This window comes from Pelomonas baiyunensis (assembly GCF_043555935.1).
Taxonomy (GTDB): domain Bacteria; phylum Pseudomonadota; class Gammaproteobacteria; order Burkholderiales; family Burkholderiaceae_C; genus Pelomonas; species Pelomonas baiyunensis.
This window is the reverse complement of record NZ_JBIGIB010000001.1, coordinates 265,507-282,918: the sequence shown is the minus strand read 5'-3', so window position 1 is coordinate 282,918 and position 17,412 is coordinate 265,507. Positions and strand designations below refer to the sequence as shown.

The window sequence follows — 17,412 nt, the reverse complement described above, 5'->3', positions numbered from 1 at the left end:
GGCCGACACTCCCTGATCCAGCCCCTGGTCGCCCGATGTCTTCTGCCACTGCCCCCCGTTCGTCCCTGGCCCGCGAGCTGCTGGACCTGCTCGCGTCGATGCGCTTCGCGATTGCGCTGCTCAGCGTCATCTGCATCGCGTCGGTCATTGGCACGGTGCTGCGCCAGAGCGAGCCCATGGGCAACTACGTCAACCAGTTTGGGCCGTTCTGGGCCGAGGTGTTCGGCCGCTTCAACCTGTACACCGTGTACAGCGCACCGTGGTTCCTCGTGATCCTGGCGTTCCTGGTGCTGTCCACCAGCCTGTGCGTGCTGCGCAACACGCCCAAGATCCTGGCCGACCTGAAAAACTACAAGGAAGGCGTGCGCGAGCAATCGCTGCAGGCCCACCACCACAAGGCCATCGGCGAGTTGCCCAGCAACCCGCAGCTGGCCCTGGTGGAAGTGGGGTCCGCGCTCACCCAGCTGGGCTGGAAAGCGCGCGTGCAGCAGCGCGAGCACGGCACCATGATCGCCGCGCGGCGGGGCGCCTCCAACAAGCTGGGCTACATCGCGGCGCACTCGGCCATCGTGCTGATCCTCGTGGGCGGCGTGCTGGACGGCAACGCCATGGTCAAACTGGCGATGTGGGTGCAGGGCAAGCAGATCTACACCGGCGCTGGCTTCGTCAGTGACATCAAGCCCGAGCACCGGCTCTCGGTGGCCAACCCGAGCTTCCGCGGCAATGTGTCGGTGCCCGAGAAGCAGCGCCAGGGCATTGCGGTGTTGAGCCTGCCCAGCGGTGTCGTGCTGCAAGACCTGCCCTTCGACATCGAACTGCAGAAGTTCTCGGTGGAGTACTACCCCACCGGCATGCCCAAGAGCTTCGCCAGCGACATCGTCATCCACGACGGTGGCACCACGCGGCAAGCCACCGTGAAGGTGAACGAGCCGGTCATCCACAAGGGCCTGGCCATCTACCAAAGCAGCTTCGAAGACGGGGGCAGCCGCCTGCAACTCAGCGCCGTGCCGCTGAACTCGGCCGGCACGCCGGTGAAGATCGACGGCCGCGTGGGCACCCGCATGGCCTTCGGTGACCAGTCGCTGGAACTCGACGGCCTGCGCGTCATCAACGTCGAGAACCTGGCCGGCGACAACGCCAACGCCAGCGGCGCCGATGTGCGCAAGGTGGACCTGGGCGACCGCCTGAACCAGCACCTGGGCAGCGGGGCCAAATCGCGCACCGACAAAACGCTGCGCAACGTGGGGCCGAGCTTCAGCTACAAGCTGCGCGACGCCTCCGGCCAGGCCCGCGAGTTCAACAACTACATGCTGCCGGTGGAGCTGGATGGGCAAAAGCTCTTCCTGGCCGGCGTGCGCGACACGCCCGCCGAGACCTTCCGCTACCTGCGCATGCCGGCCGATGAAAACGGCGAGCTGACCGGCTGGCTGCGCCTGCGCCAGGCCCTGGCCGACCCGGCCCAGCGAGACGCCGCCGCCCAGCGCTACGCCAGCGCCGCCACGCCGCCCAACCAGCCGCAGCTGACGCCGCAGCTCAAGGTCACGGCCCAGCGCGCGCTCACGCTGTTTTCGGGTGCGGCCGCCAAGCCGGGCGACGAGGTGAAGGGCGGGCTGCCGGCGCTGTCGCAGTTCATCGAACGCGAGGTGCCCGAGGCCGAGCGGCAGCGGGTGTCCGAAGTGCTGCTGCGCATCCTCAACGGCAGCCTGTTCGAACTGCACCAACTCGCGCGTGAACACGCCGGCCAACCCCGCGTGGCCACCGACGCAGCCACGCAGGCCTTCATGACGCAGGCCGTGCTGTCGCTGTCCGACAGCCTGTATTACCCGTCCCCGGCGTTGCTGCAGTTGCAGAACTTCGACCAGGTCCAGGCCAGCGTGTTCCAGGTGGCTCGCGCGCCGGGCCAAAAGCTGGTGTACCTGGGAGCTCTCTTGCTCGTGCTCGGCGTGTTCGCCATGCTGTACGTGAAGGAGCGACGCCTCTGGGTGTGGATCGCCCCCAGCACCGACACCGCCTGCTCGCAGGTGCGCATGGCCATGTCCAGCACCCGCGAGTCGCCTGACAACGCCACCGTCTTTGCCCAGCTCAAGGCCGCCGTCCTGAAGGAGCACGCATGAACACCACCACGTTTGACTTGGCCCCCCGCCGCAGCTTCCAACGGCGCGACGCGCTGGACTGGCTCTTCGCCGCGCTCGTGCTCATCGGCGGCGGCTATGCCCTCAGCCGCTACCACGCCAGCATGGATGTTTACGAGCAAGGCATCCTGCTCGCCGCCATGCCGTCGCTGGTGGCGCTGGGCTGGTTCTGGAAACCGCTGCGCCTGCTGAGCGTGCTGACCGGCGGCGCCACGCTCGTGGCCATCGCCTTGTACGGCCAGCACACCGACAGCTTCGGCGCCGACCTGGCCGCCGGCGAGCAGGTGTTCTGGCTGAAGTACATGCTCTCCAGCCAAAGCGCCATTCTGTGGATGAGCCTGCTGTTCTACATGAGCACGCTGTTCTACTGGGGCGGCTTCTTCACCGGTGCGGGCCGCAACAGCGTGGCCGAGGTGGTGGGCTCCAAGCTGGCCTGGGGCGGCGTGGGCATGGCGCTGATCGGCACGCTGGTGCGCTGGTTCGAGAGCCACCAGATCGGCCCGGACATCGGCCACATCCCGGTCAGCAACCTGTACGAAGTGTTCGTGCTGTTCTGCTGGCTGACCACCGTGTTCCACCTGTACTACGAAGAACGCTTCGCAACCCGCTCGCTCGGCGCCTACGTGATGCTGGTGGTCAGCGGCGCGGTGAGCTTCCTGCTTTGGTACACGGTCGCGCGGGACGCGCAAGAGATTCAGCCACTGGTGCCGGCCCTGCAAAGCTGGTGGATGAAGATCCACGTGCCCGCCAACTTCGTGGGTTATGGCGCCTTTGCGCTGGCCGCCATGGTGGCACTGGCCTACCTGCTGAAGACCGCAGCTGTGCGGTCGCTCTGGATCGGGCTGGTGGCCATGCCGGTGGGCATCATCGCGATCATCCTGGCGGTGCGCCTGCTGGCGGACGTGGACGCCGCAATGGTGGCCGGCCTGGACGGCTGGGCCCGCAAGATCGCCGGCGTGGCCGCCTTCCTGGCCGTGAGCGTCGCGCTGCGCCAGCGCCTCACGGCCCGCCTGCCCGATGTGCTGCAGCTCGACGACCTCATGTACAAGGCCATCGCGCTGGGCTTCGCCTTCTTCACCATCGCCACCATCCTCGGCGCCTTCTGGGCCGCCGAGGCCTGGGGCGGCTACTGGAGCTGGGACCCGAAGGAAACCTGGGCCCTCATCGTGTGGCTGAACTACGCCGCCTGGCTGCACATGCGGCTGATGAAGGGCCTGCGCGGTGCGGTGTCGGCCTGGTGGGCGCTGGTGGGTCTGCTGGTGACGACTTTCGCCTTCCTGGGCGTGAACATGTTCCTGTCGGGCCTGCACAGCTACGGCACGCTCTGATCGGCCGCAACGCCGACTCAGCGCCCCGTAGGAGGCGCCGGGTGCGCAAGCTCAGTTCGCGCCGAGTCGGCGCCCCTGCTTGACGCGGTACATCGCCGCGTCGGCCTCGTGCAGCACCTGGGCGGCATCCGCCTGCAGGGAATCGAGGCAGGCCACGCCCACGCTGGCACCGGGGTAGTCCAGCCGCGCGTGGCCCACGTCGTGGCTGCCCACGGTGGCAGCCGCCAGGCGGCGCTGCATGAGCCGGGCGGCCTCGGCCCCGTCGGCGTCCAGCCGCGGCCCCAGGCCCACCACCACAAACTCGTCGCCGCCCAAGCGAGCCAGCACATCACCCGAGCGCAGCACTTGCTGCAGCCGGGCCGCCACCGCACACAGGAAGGCATCGCCAGCGGCGTGGCCGTGGGTGTCGTTGATCTGCTTGAAACCGTCCAGGTCGATGCAGCCGGCCAGCAACCAGCTGCCGGTGCGCTGCGCCAGCGAAATCAGCCGGGCCATTTCCTGCATCAAGGCACGGCGGTTGGGCAGTCCGGTCAACACGTCGGTCAGCGCCTGGGTCTGCAATTCCGCATTGGCGCGGTGCAGCCGCTCCACCAGCCGCTCCCGTTCCACCTGCTGCTCGATCAGCCGGGCGAACATCAGCATCGCCTGCCCGGCGGTGTCGCTCAGCGGGCTGCGCTGCGAACTGGCCGCGCACAGCGTGCCGAACAGCGAGCCGTCGTCCGTGCGCACCGGGGTGCTCACGTAGGTCTGGATGCCCAGCTGCTGGGCCGCCTCAGAGTCTTTCCAGACGTGGGCCACATCGTCGGTGTAGGGCACGCCCTCATCCAGCGCGCGTTTGCACAGGGTGTCGTCCCAGGGCACGCTCAGGCCCTCGGGAATGCGCAGTTGCTGCGTGTTGTGGGCGAACACCACCTGCTGGCGCCCGGCCTGCAGATCCACCGTGGTGAGGTAGGTGGACTCCAGCCCCGTCACGGTTTCCAGCACCTCCAGCAGGGGGCGGGTCAGCTCTTCCAGCGAGCGGGCCTGGGTGACGGAGGCGGAAAGCTGGGAAAAGAAGGAATCCATGGCGGGCGGCGCCGGGGCGCGCGGGTGGATGCACTCAGTGGCCGACTGTAGACACTGAAGGCGACAAGGGCCAGCGCCCAAACCCGCTTCAACCGACGGGCAGGGCCGTGTCGTACTTCACCTCGCGCAGCACCACGTTGCTGCGCACGCTGGCCACGCCGGGCAGTTTGAAGATCTGCTGCTGCAGGAACTGGTCGTACGCCTTCATGTCGGTGGCCACCACTTTGATGACGTAGTCCGCCTCGCCGGTGATGGCGTGGCACTCGATGATTTCGCGCGTGCCGGCCACCAGGCGCTCGAACTGCTCCACCGCGCCCTCGCTGTGCCGCACCAGGCTCACGTTGGCCAGCACCAGGATGGACAGCCCCAGCTTCTCCCGGTCCACCAGCGCCACCTGCCCGCGGATGACGCCGCGCTCCTCCAACTCCCGCACCCGGCGCCACACGGGCGTGGCCGACAGCCCCACCTTGTCCGCCAGCGCCTGCGTGCTGAGCCGCGCATCGGCCTGCAGGGCCTCCAGAATCTGTCGGCTGGCCCGGTCGAGTTCGTTTGTTTCCATAGACGCGATTTTGTGAGTTGAATATTCTCCTCACAACCCGGAATCGCAGGCATTCAGGCAAGTTCTTTCGGCCCAGCAGCGAAAGAATCTCGCGCCCCACAGGAGACTCCGATGCCCGACCTGCCCGCTGTGAACGCCGCCCAGACGCCGGCACTGCGCGACTACCGCCTCAGCGACAACCTCGCCGCCGACCAGGGCGCGGTGTTCCTGACCGGCACGCAAGCCCTGGTGCGCCTGCTGCTGGCGCAAAAGCGGCTGGACGAGCGCAACGGGCTGAACACCGCCGGCTTCGTCTCGGGCTACCGCGGCAGCCCGCTGGGCATGGTGGACCAGCAGCTGTGGAAGGCCAAGAAGTTCCTGGACCAGGCCCACATCGAGTTCCTCCCCGCCATCAACGAAGACCTGGCTGCCACCGCCTGCCTGGGTGTGCAACGCGTGGCGCTGGACCCGCAGCGCACCGTCGATGGCGTGTTTGCGATGTGGTACGGCAAGGGCCCGGGCGTGGACCGTTCGGGCGACGCGCTCAAGCACGGCAACGTCTACGGCACCAGCACCCAGGGCGGCGTGCTGGTGGTGTGCGGCGACGACCACGGCTGCGTGTCCAGCAGCACGCCGCACCAGAGCGACCAGGCCCTGCAAGCCTGGAGCATGCCGCTGGTGCACCCGGCCAACGTGGCCGAGTACCTGGAGTTCGGCCTGTACGGCTGGGCGCTGAGCCGCTTCAGCGGCGCGTGGGTGGGCTTCAAGGCGATCTCCGAGGTGGTGGAGAGCGGCATGACGGTGGACCTGGACGCCGTGCCGCTGGACTTCGAGCATGCGGTTGACTACGTCGCGCCCACCAACCTGCACATCCGCGCGGTGGACCTGCCCTCGCTGGACCTCGAATCGCGCCTGGCGCACAAGCTGGATGCGGTGCGCGCCTTTGCCAAGGTCAACAGCATCGACAAGCACATCGTCACCAGCCCGGCAGCCACGCTGGGCATCGTGACCGTCGGCAAGGCGCACTACGACTTCATGGAGGTGCTGCGCCGGCTGGACCTGGACCCCAACGCGCTGGCCGCGGCCGGTGTGCGCGTCTACAAGGTGGGCCTCGTGTTCCCGCTGGAGCCCACGCGCATCGTGGAGTTCTGCAGCAACCTGACCGACGTGCTCGTCATCGAGGAAAAGGGGCCGGTGGTGGAGCGCCAGATCAAGGAGCTGCTCTACCACCTGCCCGAGTTCCAGCGCCCGCGCGTCGTGGGCAAGACCGACGAACACGGCGCTCCGGTGTTGAGCGCCTTGGGCGAGCTGCGCCCCAGCCGCATCATGAACACCGTGGCCGACTGGCTCGCGCGCCTGAACCCCGCGCTGGACCGCCGCCACCTCGTCGTCGACTTCCTGACGCCCTGCCTGCTGAGCAATGCGGCCGACGGCGTGCGCCGCCAGCCCTACTTCTGCTCGGGCTGCCCGCACAACACCAGCACCAAGCTACCGGAAGGCTCACGGGCACTGGCCGGCATCGGCTGCCACTTCATGGCCAGCTGGATGGAGCGCGGCACCTCGGGCCTCATCCAGATGGGCGCCGAGGGCGTGGACTGGGCGGCGCACTCGCGCTTCACGAAAGAGAAGCACGTCTTCCAGAACCTGGGCGACGGCACCTACTACCACTCGGGCTACCTCGCCATCCGCCAGGCCATCGCGGCCCGGGCCAACATCACCTACAAGATCCTCTACAACGACGCGGTGGCCATGACCGGCGGCCAGCCGGTGGACGGCACCACCAGCGTGCCGCAGATCGCGCGGCAGGTGGAGGCCGAGGGCGTGAAGAAGCTGGTGGTCGTGTCCGACGACATCGCCAAGTACGACGGCCACCACGGCCTGTTCCCGGCCGGCACCACCTTCCACGACCGCAGCGAGATGGACGCCGTGCAGCGCGAGCTGCGCGACATCGAAGGCGTGACGGTGCTGATCTACGACCAGACCTGCGCCGCCGAGAAGCGCCGCCGCCGCAAGAAGGGCGAGTTCGCCGACCCGCCCAAGCGCATCTTCATCAACGAGGCGGTCTGCGAAGGCTGCGGCGACTGCGGCGTGGCGAGCAACTGCCTGAGCGTCGTGCCGGTGGAGACCGACTGGGGCCGCAAGCGCACCATCGAGCAGAGCAGCTGCAACAAGGACTTCTCCTGCGTGAACGGCTTCTGCCCGAGCTTTGTCTCGGTGCACGACCCGGTGCTGAAGAAAAAGGCCGGCGCCCGCTACACCGCGCAAGACCTGGCCCGCGAGATCGCGGCGATCCACCCGCCCGCCACGTGGGCGTGGACCGGGCCGTTCGACATGCTGGTCACCGGCGTGGGCGGCACGGGCGTTGTCACGGTGGGCGCACTCGTGTCCATGGCCGCGCACCTGGAAGGCAAGCAGGCCTCGGTGCTGGACTTCATGGGCTTTGCGCAAAAGGGCGGCGCGGTGCTGAGCTTCGTGCGCGTGGCGCCCACGCTGGACCTGCTGAACCAGGTGCGCATCGACACCCAACAGGCCGACGTGCTGCTGGCCTGCGACATGGTGGTGGGCGCCTCGCCCGACGCGCTGGGCACCGTCAAAGCCGGGCGCACCGTGATCCTGGCCAACACGCATGAACTGCCCACCGCTGGCTTCGTGCGCAACCCCGATGCCTCGCTGCAAGGCGACTCGCTGCTGGCCAAGATGAAGTTCGCCGTGGGCGAGCACGGGGCACTGGACACGGTGGATGCGCAAGACATCGCCCAGCGCCTGATGGGTGACACGCTGCCCAGCAACATCATCATGCTGGGCGCCTGCTGGCAGCGCGGCCTGGTGCCTGTGAGCGAAGCGGCGCTCATGCGTGCGATCGAACTCAACGGCGTGGCGGTCGAGGCCAACAAAACGGCCTTTGCCCTCGGCCGCCTGGCCATCGCCGCGCCGGATGCGCTGCAGCGCCTGACCGGCGACGTCAACGTCGTGAAGTTCTTCAACTTCGACCAGCTCGATGGGTCTGACGGCCTGATCGCGCGCCGCATGGCCTTCCTGACCGACTACCAGAACGCCGCCTACGCGCAGCGCTACCGTGCGCTCGTCGACCGCGTACGCACCGCGGAAGGCACGCTCGGCAAAGGCCAGCGCCTGACGCAGGCCGTGGCCCGCTACTACGCCAAGCTGCTGGCCATCAAGGACGAATACGAGGTGGCGCGCCTCTACACCGACGGCCGCTTCGAGCAGGCCATGAAAGACCAGTTCGAGAACTGGAAGTCCTTGAGCTTCCACCTCGCGCCGCCGCTGATTGCCAAGCCCGGCGCCGACGGCCGCGCCAAGAAGATCGAACTCGGTTCGTGGACCTTCACCGCCTTCAAGTGGCTGGCCAAGCTCAAGGGCCTGCGCGGCACCGCGCTGGATGTCTTCGGCAAGACCGAGGAGCGCCGCATGGAGCGGCAGCTGATTGCCGACTACGAACAGCTGATCGACGAGATCCTCGCGTCACTGACGGCCGACAACCTCGCCGCGGCCGTGGACCTGGCCCGCCTGCCCGAGAAGATCCGCGGCTATGGCCACGTGAAGCACGCCAACGTGGTGGCCGTAAAGAAGCAGTGGCAGGCGCTGCTGGACCGCTTCCACGGCGGTACGGCCGAGGTGTCGGTGCAGCCGGTGGCGATGCCGGTGCGGGTGAAGGGTGTCGCGGAGCTCTAGTCAGAAGGGCGAACGGCGCACCGCCGGCCTCATCCGGAGAACCGAGGCCAGACCTCCGGAGCAAACACCGACGGGAACGCGCCGATGGTTTGCCGCAAGACTACGACAGTGCAGCGCGCTTGCGACGGGCTGCGCCGAGAACGACAAGAGACAAGCCCATGCTCAACATCAGCGCGCTTGCGGGCTCCGGCACCGCCGCGGCAACGCGCGCGTCAAGCTGAAACGCCCCAAGGGTCCAGGTCTGAACAAACCATTCATTGGGCTGCTGCCACAAGGCACCCGTGGACGCGTTGAGGCCCTTGACCTGGCCGGGGTTCTGATACCAGCCGACAAGCGTGGTGGGATCGGTTGCGGCCAACCCGAACCAGTAGGCGCGTTGAGCGGATATCCAGACATCTCCGGAGAATGCGCCCGACACCAGCCCACCGTTAGCACCAAAACTGACCGTGGCCAACGCAAGAACGGCGCCGGGGTGCCCACCTTCATCGGCGCGGACTTCAAACCGAAGGGGTGCCAACGCGCCACCTCCGTGCCAGATAGGCGCGATCGCGCTCGCGAGGTAGCCCGACTGCAAGGGGCTGAATTGCGCGAAAGACGAATAGTGCGCACCGTTGCTCGGGTTGCCAATGGTCCAGCCCTGCTGGTTTTCATAGGCATTTCCAACACCGATCGTGTCGTAGATTGTTGTGGCGTGCGCCACTGCGCATGGCAACGAGATGGCAACCGCCATCGACGTCAGGAACCGCTTCATCCGACCTTCTCCCTGAAGGAATTGTTAGGGCGCCAAATTCTGGCGGCAGTCGTCTGCGTTCTGGCTAGGTGATTTCATCCCTGTGCGCCGAGAGTTCAAACCGGCTCGGCCCAGCCCAGTGCCGCCATGTCTTCCACGCGGTGCTTGTCGTCCCCCAGCAGGATGAAGTCATCCAGCTGCGGCGGCTTCACCGACGTGCCGGCCAGCATGGCGTGCGCCTGGCCGCGGTGGTGGGTTTGATGCATGAACAGGTGCGCCAGCACGCGCCCCAGGGGCTCGCGCGGGCCGGACTCGATGCCACTGCCCCGGTCGAACGCCACCACGCGGCGGTCGTCGTCGGGTTCCAGGCGCGCGCAGAAGGTGATCAGCCGCTCGTCACTCACGGCCTGGCGCTCGGCCAGTTCCTGCGCCGTGCGGGCGGGCACATAACGGGCCCAGATGTGGCGCATGTCGGCGTCACCATGCAGCGCGGCGATGTAGTAGTGGTCCACGTTCAGCACATGGTTGAGCGTGAGGGCCAGGCTCGGAAAGAAGCTGGTGCGCGGCGCGTGGAATTCGGCCTCGCCCAACTGCGCCACCGCGTGGAGCAGCCGGTGATTGGCCAAGCGGTTGGCGCGGGCTTGGATGAGGTGCAGGTTCATGCGCCGATTGTGGGTGGGCGTCGCAATCGATGCCAAGGGTGCGCTCCACGGGTCCGGCAGCGGTTCTGCAATGTTTGCTAACAAACCCGAAGGCCCATTGACCTCGGGATTGCACCGGAGCCGATTTAGTTCACAGCCGAGACGCCCGGGTGGGGGCATGATGCCGCCCCATGCAAACCCGTCGTCGCTTCCATCAACTTGCGCTGGCCAGCCTCGGGCTGCCGGCGGCTTTTTCGGCTCGCGCCCAAGAGCGCGGCATCGTGCTGGGCCAGTCCGTGCCCCTCACCGGCCCCGCCGCCCAGTTGGGCCTGCAAATGCAGCTGGGCGCCAAGGCCTACCTCGAGACCGTGAACGCTGCGGGCGGCGTGGCCGGCCTGCCGGTGGTGCTCAAGACGCTGGACGACGGTTACGACCCGGTGCGCTGCAAGGCCAACACCGAGAAGTTCATCAAGGACGAGGTGTTTGCGCTGTTCGGCTACGTGGGCACGCCCACGTCGCTCGCCGCCCTGCCCCTGGCCACGGCGGCCAAGCTGCCCTTCGTGGCCCCGTTCACCGGCGCCGAGGCGCTGCGCGACCCGTTCAACCGGCTGGTGTTCCACATCCGCGCGTCGTACTACGACGAGACGGAACTCATCGTCAAACAGCTCACGCAGCTGGACCTGAAGAAGATCGCCGTCTTCCACCAGAACGACGCCTACGGCCAAGCGGGCTTGAAGGGCGTGCAGCGGGCGCTGGAAAAGCGCGGCCTGCAGGCGCTGGGTGTTGCCACGGTCGAGCGCAACAGCGTGGATGTGGCCGCCGCCGTGAAGACGCTGGTGCCGCTGGGCGCCGAGGCCATCGTGCAGATCGGCGCCTACAAGGGCTGCGCCGCGTTCATCCGTGAAGCCCGCAAGGCAGGCTACGGCGGCCAGTTCTACAACGTGTCGTTCGTGGGCACACAGGCGCTGGCCGACGAGTTGGGTAAAGACGCGGCCGGCGTGGTGGTGTCGCAGGTCATGCCCTCGCCGTTCGGCACCGCAGCCGGCCTGGTGAACGACTACCAGCAGGCCCTGCACAAGCTGGACCCCAAGGCCGAGCCGAACTACACGAGCATCGAGGGCTACCTCGCCGCCCGCGTGGTGGTGGACGCGCTGCGCCGCATGGGCGGCCGGCCCAACCGTGAGGCCTTCATCAACGCGCTGGAAGGGCTGTCAGGTTACGACGCGCGCGGCTACCGGCTGCAGTTCAGCGGCACGCGGCACGTGGGCTCCAGCTTTGTGGAGCTGTCCATGCTGACGGCGGACGGCAAGGTCAAGCGCTGACGCGCTGACCTCGCCCCGCAAGGGCAGCGCCAGCCTCGCCGGCGCGCCCGCTCCCCAGGTCACTGCACGGCGTCAAAGCGCCAGCGGGTGTTGTCCCCGCCGCAGTCCCACTGCTGCACCAGCGCGCCGTCCAACGTGGACACGCCGGTCACGTCCAGGCACTTGTTGCTGTGGGCCGGCCGCACGTAGAAGTAGCCACCGCCCTGGTCTTCCAGGCGGAACTGCTGGTTGGCCCCGCCGGTGCAGGCCCACTGCTGCACGGCCGCGCCGTTGGCGGTGCTCACGCCCGCCACATCCACGCACTTGCCGCTGCTGACCGAGCGCAGCTGCCACAGGCCGTTGCCGGTGGTGGTGGCCGTCCACTTCTGGTTGGCGCCGCCGCCGTAAGCCCATTGCTGCAGCGGCGCACCATCGGCCAGCGAGGCGTCTTTCACATCAAGGCTGCGGTTGCTGTGCTTGGCCACCACCGCGTAGTTGCGGCCAGACACCGGCTGCCCCGGCACCACGCCACCGGTGCTGTCTTCGAACTTCAGCCAGTCCAGGTTGGCCACGCCGTTGCCGCCTCGCGCCACGAGGACCACGTTGTGCAGGCCCGTGGTGCGCTGGATGGGGGCCACCACCTCGCGGTAGGTCGTCCAGCCGCCGGTGTTCGGCACGGTCACGGTGCCCACGAGGGCGCCGGTGGGGCTGTCCAGCCGCACCTCCAGCGTCTTGCCGGCAAAGGCCGGGTCCACCGCCAGGTTCAGCCGGATGCGGTCCATGCCCGCGCCGAAGTCCAGGTCGATGTAGCGCAGCCAGTCACCGGCATCCAGGCTGCCCACGCTGGTGGTGTCGAAGCTCACGCCGCTCTGCGCGTAGTAGTGCTCGGCCTCCAGCTTGCTGCCAGCGGGCCAGCGGCCTTCATACGGCAGCGGGCGGATCAGGCTGTTGGCACCGGTGAGCGCGGCCTTGAACACGCCGTTGAGCATGGTGTTGGCCACCATGTTCTGCTCCACGTCCCAGCTGCGCCATTTGGACTCGATGGTGGCGTAACTGTCAGTCGCCACATTGGGCGTGGCAGCACCGGCGTTGGCGTGGTTGTACAGCGCCCAGTTGCCCACGTTGGTGCCCTTGTAGCTCCAGCTCGTCCAGTGCCAACCCACCTCGTTGTAGCGGCGCAGGGCGTACTCCCAGCTGCTTTGCAGGTTGAACAGCATGAACTCGCCCACGTAGTGCGGCACGTTGTAGGAGAGGTACTGCTGCTCCTGGTTCACCTTCTGCTCGACGAAGTTCACCTGCGACTGGTAATTGCTGTCGTTGCCCCAGTTGTAGTAGTGGAACTCGTACATCACGTTGGTCCAGCCGTAGTCGCTCGGCCGGGTGATGGCGGTCCAGTCCCAGATGCCTTCCATGATGACGATGTGGTTCGGGTCCACCGCGCGGATCTCGCGGTAGATGCGGTCGTACATGTCGAGCACCGGGCGCGTGGCCGCGGCGGGGTACACGGTCGACGGCTCGTTCAGCACGTCGTAGCCCGCCACGGTCGACTCGTTGCGAAAGCGCGTGGCGAGTTCGCGCCAAAAGGTCAGCGTCTGCGCCTGGAAGGTGGCGCTGTTCCACAGCGCGCCGGAGCCGCCGATCTGCCCGCTGTGGTCGGCCCCGTTCTGCGAGCCCGGGGCGCCGTGCAGGTCGAGGATGACGTACATGCGGTACTTCTTGGCCATGGCCACCACCCACTCGATGCGGCGCAGGTCCGGCCGCCCGGCGGGGTCGCGCTTCCAGCTGCCGTCCTCGTTCATGTGGTTGCGGTAGTAGATCGGCAGGCGCACCGCGCTCATGCCCAGGTTGGACAGCAGGCGGAAGTCCTTCTCCTGCAGGTAGCTGTCCTGGTAGGCGTTGATCAGCGCGTCGCGCCCGGCATCGCCGAAGCGCTGGCTGAGCGTGCTGCGCATGGTGTGGTCGTCCTTCACGCCGGCGAGTGCCGACATCCACGGCTCATGCACCTGCCAGCCGCCGAGGTTCACCCCGCGCAGGTACACCACGTCGCCCGTGCCGTTCTGGTTGCGCACCAGGCGGCCATCGGTTTTCAGGAAGTTGCTGTGCGCCTGCGCCAAGCCCGGCAGGGCCAGCGTGAAGGCGGCGGCCAGGGTGGCGAGGCCAGCCCCCCAGGCGCGTGCGGGGGTGCGCCCACGGCGCGGGTGAGATGCGGTCATGAAGGTCTCCGTGCTGGTTCTTTTGAACTCGGAGGCACGGACATTCACAGGCCGGCCGCCGGGATTGGAACCGATTCCAATCGGGCGGGAATTTAGGCGGCCGCGGCCGGAACGCGAACAGGGTTTACGCGGGAATGTGCGGTCTGGCTGTACGGCCTGGATGTGCGATCTAGGGGGGTGCGGCGGCACAGCCCTCAGCCGGCCAACGGCTCCACCGTCACGGCCACGTGCAGGCTGGCCATGCCACCACCGCGCAGCACGCCGCGCAGCGGCGCCACATCGGCGTAGTCACGGCCCCAGGCCAGCGTGACGTGGTCCAGGCCCGCCGGCACGGCATTGGTGGGGTCCAGGGCCAGCCAGCCCTGCTCCGGGCACCACAGTTCCACCCAGGCGTGCGAAGCGTCGGCCCCCACCAGCCGGGGCTGGCCGGCGGGCGGATGCGTCAGCAGGTAGCCGCTGACATAGCGCGCGGCCAGCCCCAGGGCCCGGCACGCGGCGATGAACACATGGGCAAAGTCCTGGCACACGCCGCTGCGCTGCGCCAGCGCATCGCTGGCCCGCGTGGCCACCGTGGTGCTGTGCGGCAGGTACTGCAGGTCGGCATGGATCTGGTGCATGAGTGACAACCCGCCCGCAGCCAGCGTGCGGCCCGGCGAGAACGCGCGGCGCGCGTAGGCCGCCAGGGCGCTGTCCGGCACGGTGTGGGGCGAGGCCAGAGCGAACTCTTCGGCCGCCTGCAGGGCGCGGCCGGCGCGGTAGCGCAAGCCTTGCGCCACGGCCTCCCAGGCCGGCCCGCGCTGGGGGTCTGGGCCGGGGCGCGGCTGCAGGTCGGCCACGAAGCGGCTGTCCACCCGCAAGCGCTCGTGCACGCGGGCGTGGCCAAAACTCAGGTGGCGGTTGCCCCAGGGGTCTTGCCGCAGGTGGCGCGCAATCTCGGCCGCCTCCAGCGGCCGGCCGAGCGCGGCCCAGCCGTCGGGCACGGGGTCGATGTCCAGCTGCCAGTCGTGCACCTGCTGCCAGGGCGTGTCCTGCGGGGCCAGGCACGCGGTGTGGTGCGCCCACTCCACCGGCGTGGCGTAGCTGTACTCGGTGACGTGGTGAACGCTCAGCTTCACTGCCACACCCTCAAGTCGCTGCCCAGCACGTGCGCAAAGTAGCGCTGGCTGAGCAGGCTGGACAGTGCCGTGGCTTGCGCGGCGGCACGGCGCAGTTGGTTCACCAGCACCGGGCCGGGCTCGGCCAGTTCGTCCAGCGGCCAGGCTTCGGGCACCGGCAGGTCGGCCGCCACCTCGGCCACCCACTCGGGCTGGTGCCGGGCCAGCTTGGCGAAGCGCTCGCGCAGCGTGCGCGCCACCCAGCCCAGCGAGCGCGGGTTGTCGGTGTCGTGCACCAGCAGGTGCAGCAGGGGCGCGGCCTCACGCCGGGCCTGGAACTGCGCGCGGTAGGTGATGGTGGAGTCGAACACCCCCAGCAGCAGCGCAAAGCCGTCTTCGGTGAGCGCCAGACCTTGCTCGAAGGCCTCGGCCAGCACGTCGGCATGGAAGGCCAGCCGCTCGATCTGCCGGCCCATGGACAGCAGCCGCCAGCCGTCGTCCCGCGTCATGCGGTCGGTTTGCGCGCCGGTGATGGCGGCCAGATGCGTGTCAGCGCGGCCCAGCACGTTCAGCACATCGCTGACCGGGGCCATCGCATCGACCAGCGCCGGGCGGTCCAGCACCGCACGCAAGTGCTGCTCGAACTGCGCGGCGGTTTCATGGATGAGCCGCCACGACTCGGGCGACAAGCGCTCCCGCAGCGCCTGCGCGCACCCCTGCAAGGCCTTGAGGTTCCAGCCCACGCTGGTGACACCCGAGCCTGGCAGCAGCGCGGCCAGCAGCGCGTGCTCGAAGCCCCGCGCATCAGTCGCCGCAGGTGGCGCGGTCGGGCCGACCAGCCCGTGGCGGCGGGCCAATGCGTCCAGCAGCGGCAGCATGGCCGGGGCCATGGCGCCCCGCCGGGCCATCACGCTGGCCTCGATCACGTGGCGCGCCAGGCGTGCGCTGTTTTCGGCCCGCTCGGTGTAGCGGCCCAGCCAGAACAGGTTCTCGGCGGCGCGGCTGGTCACGGTCCAGTGCACCCGGGCCAGGTCGGCCGGCTGCATGGGGCGGTTCAACAGCGAGGTGGTGTCCACCGCGCCGTCGGTCATCACCCAGGTGTCGGCGCTCAAGCTGCCGCGCTGGATGGACAGCCAGGCATCGGCCACCGGGTCACGGCGCGGAGCCACCCGCGTGAGGCCGCCGGGCAGCACGGTCCAGTCGCCCAGGCCGTCGGTCAGCGCGAACACGCGCAGCACGGCCACGCGCGGCTCCAGCGCGCCGCGCGTCCACACCGGTTGCTTGGTGGGCTTGACCCGCGCTTGCAAGGTGTAGGCGGCCGGGTCGGCATCGATGCGGTCGGCCAGCGCGCGCAGGGCGTCGCCGTCCAGTTCGGCCGCCACCACGGGCTGGAAGCTGCGCGTGGTGCTGCTGGCCGAGAAGCTGGGCACCACGATGAACTCGGCCAGACGCGGCCGCAGCGTGCGCCACGCGCTTTCTTCGCCGCACCACCAGCTTTGCAGCGCCGGCAGCTCCAGGGTTTCGCCCAGCAGCTCCTGCGCCACCGCCGGCCAGAACGCAGCCAGGCCGGGGCTTTCCAGCCAGCCCGCGCCGGGCATGTTGGCCACCACCACCGCGCCGGCCCGCACGGCCTGCAACAGGCCCGGCACGCCGAGCATGGAGTCCGCCCGCAGTTCCAGCGGGTCCAGCCAGGTGTCGTCCACGCGGCGCAGCAGCACGTCCACGCGCTCCAGGCCGCCCAGGGTCTTGAGGTAGACCTTGTCACCCCGCACGGTCAGGTCAGCCCCCTCCACCAACGTGATGCCGAGGTAGCGCGCCAGGAAGGCCTGCTCGAAATAGGTTTCGTTGCGCGGCCCCGGCGTGAGCAAGGCCACGCGGCTGCCCTCGCCCGCCGGCGACAGCCGGATCAGCGCCTGGATGAAGTCGCGGTAGCTCGCGGCCACGCGCTGCACCTGCATCTGGCGGAAAGCGTCCGGGAACTGCTGGGCCACGATCAGCCGGTTCTCCAGCACATAACCCAGGCCCGACGCTGCCTGCGTGCGCTGGCCCACCACCCACCAGTGGCCGTCGGCCCCGCGGGTGAGGTCGAAGGCCAGCACATGCAGGTGCACGCCGCCGGGCGGCTGGTGGCCGTGCATGGCACGCAGGTACTGCGGGTGCGCCAGCACCAGCGAGGCCGGCAGCAGGCCCTGCTGCAGCAGCCGGCGCTCGCCGTACAGGTCGGCCATCACCGCGTTCAACAGCCGCGCGCGCTGGCGAATGCCCGACTCGATCTCCCGCCACTCGTCGGGCTCGATCAGCATGGGCAGCAACTCCAGCGGCCAGTGGCGCGCCAGGTTCAGGCCCGCCGCGCCTTCACGGCCGGGCAGCGGCGGCCCGTCGCTGTGGACGTTGTAGCTCGCGCCGTCTTCCAGCACGCGGCGCTGAACGCGCAAGGCCTTGGCCCCCAACTCCTGCCACCCCGCCGCGCCACCCGCCGCGAAGAAGCGCTGCCAGCGCGGCGCCAGCGGGCCTTGCGGCTCGCCGGGCTGGTTGACCTGGCCGGTCAGCTCGTTGAAGTGCCCGTCACGGCTGCGCAGGGCCGCCGCCTGGGCCTGGGCCACCGGGTCGGGCGCAGACACATCGGCCGCATCCTCCGGCAGCAGGCTCCACTGGCTGGGGGTGGGCTCGCCCATGG

General features: G+C 68.8%; 11 protein-coding genes. 4 read left to right on the top strand and 7 right to left on the bottom strand.

Going from position 1 to position 17,412, the window contains the following annotated elements; translation table 11 throughout:
• Positions 1 to 35: 35 nt before the first annotated feature.
• On the top strand, positions 36 to 2,114 hold the full coding sequence (locus tag ACG01O_RS01130; protein WP_394380307.1) for a cytochrome c biogenesis protein ResB: 2,079 nt from the start codon (positions 36 to 38) through the stop codon (positions 2,112 to 2,114).
• A complete protein-coding gene (gene ccsB, locus ACG01O_RS01125) occupies positions 2,111 to 3,460 on the top strand; it encodes a c-type cytochrome biogenesis protein CcsB (protein WP_394380304.1) in 1,350 nt (449 codons plus the stop codon). Before ACG01O_RS01130 ends, ccsB begins: the two co-directional genes overlap by 4 nt.
• A gap of 51 nt (positions 3,461 to 3,511) precedes the next feature.
• Here the strand turns inward: ccsB and ACG01O_RS01120 are convergent, their stop codons facing one another.
• Together ACG01O_RS01120 and ACG01O_RS01115 are read right to left on the bottom strand one after the other, a co-directional pair.
• A complete protein-coding gene (locus tag ACG01O_RS01120) occupies positions 3,512 to 4,525 on the bottom strand; it encodes a sensor domain-containing diguanylate cyclase (RefSeq protein ID WP_394380301.1) in 1,014 nt (337 codons plus the stop codon).
• Positions 4,526 to 4,613: 88 nt separating this feature from the next.
• Positions 4,614 to 5,084, bottom strand: a complete 471-nt coding sequence (locus tag ACG01O_RS01115; RefSeq protein WP_394380297.1) for an Lrp/AsnC family transcriptional regulator — start codon at positions 5,082 to 5,084, stop codon at positions 4,614 to 4,616.
• Between the two features lie 111 nt (positions 5,085 to 5,195).
• On the opposite strand from ACG01O_RS01115, the gene ACG01O_RS01110 reads away from it, so the two are divergent.
• The gene (locus tag ACG01O_RS01110) at positions 5,196 to 8,756 is read left to right on the top strand and encodes an indolepyruvate ferredoxin oxidoreductase family protein (RefSeq protein ID WP_394380294.1); all 3,561 of its coding nucleotides are present in this window, start codon (positions 5,196 to 5,198) and stop codon (positions 8,754 to 8,756) included.
• A 100-nt stretch (positions 8,757 to 8,856) separates the two neighbouring features.
• Here ACG01O_RS01110 and ACG01O_RS01105 read toward each other — a convergent pair whose 3' ends face one another.
• Together ACG01O_RS01105 and ACG01O_RS01100 are read right to left on the bottom strand one after the other, a co-directional pair.
• Positions 8,857 to 9,507, bottom strand: a complete 651-nt coding sequence (locus ACG01O_RS01105; protein WP_394380292.1) for a PEP-CTERM sorting domain-containing protein — start codon at positions 9,505 to 9,507, stop codon at positions 8,857 to 8,859.
• A 95-nt stretch (positions 9,508 to 9,602) separates the two neighbouring features.
• On the bottom strand, positions 9,603 to 10,148 hold the full coding sequence (locus ACG01O_RS01100) for a DinB family protein (RefSeq protein WP_394380289.1): 546 nt from the start codon (positions 10,146 to 10,148) through the stop codon (positions 9,603 to 9,605).
• Between the two features lie 170 nt (positions 10,149 to 10,318).
• Here ACG01O_RS01100 and ACG01O_RS01095 point away from each other — a divergent pair, with 170 nt between their 5' ends.
• Positions 10,319 to 11,449 carry an ABC transporter substrate-binding protein gene (locus ACG01O_RS01095; protein ID WP_394380286.1) on the top strand — a complete coding sequence of 377 codons (1,131 nt, stop codon included), beginning with the start codon at positions 10,319 to 10,321 and terminating at the stop codon, positions 11,447 to 11,449.
• Between the two features lie 59 nt (positions 11,450 to 11,508).
• Here the strand turns inward: ACG01O_RS01095 and ACG01O_RS01090 are convergent, their stop codons facing one another.
• The 3 genes from ACG01O_RS01090 to ACG01O_RS01080 form a co-directional block, all read right to left on the bottom strand.
• A complete protein-coding gene (locus ACG01O_RS01090; RefSeq protein ID WP_394380283.1) occupies positions 11,509 to 13,641 on the bottom strand; it encodes an RICIN domain-containing protein in 2,133 nt (710 codons plus the stop codon).
• 194 nt (positions 13,642 to 13,835) lie between these two features.
• Complete coding sequence (locus tag ACG01O_RS01085; protein WP_394380280.1) at positions 13,836 to 14,762, bottom strand: transglutaminase family protein; 927 nt, start codon at positions 14,760 to 14,762, stop codon at positions 13,836 to 13,838.
• The gene (locus tag ACG01O_RS01080; protein ID WP_394380278.1) at positions 14,753 to 17,410 is read right to left on the bottom strand and encodes a circularly permuted type 2 ATP-grasp protein; all 2,658 of its coding nucleotides are present in this window, start codon (positions 17,408 to 17,410) and stop codon (positions 14,753 to 14,755) included. The genes ACG01O_RS01085 and ACG01O_RS01080 overlap by 10 nt, the downstream gene beginning before the upstream one ends.
• Positions 17,411 to 17,412 lie beyond the last annotated feature (2 nt).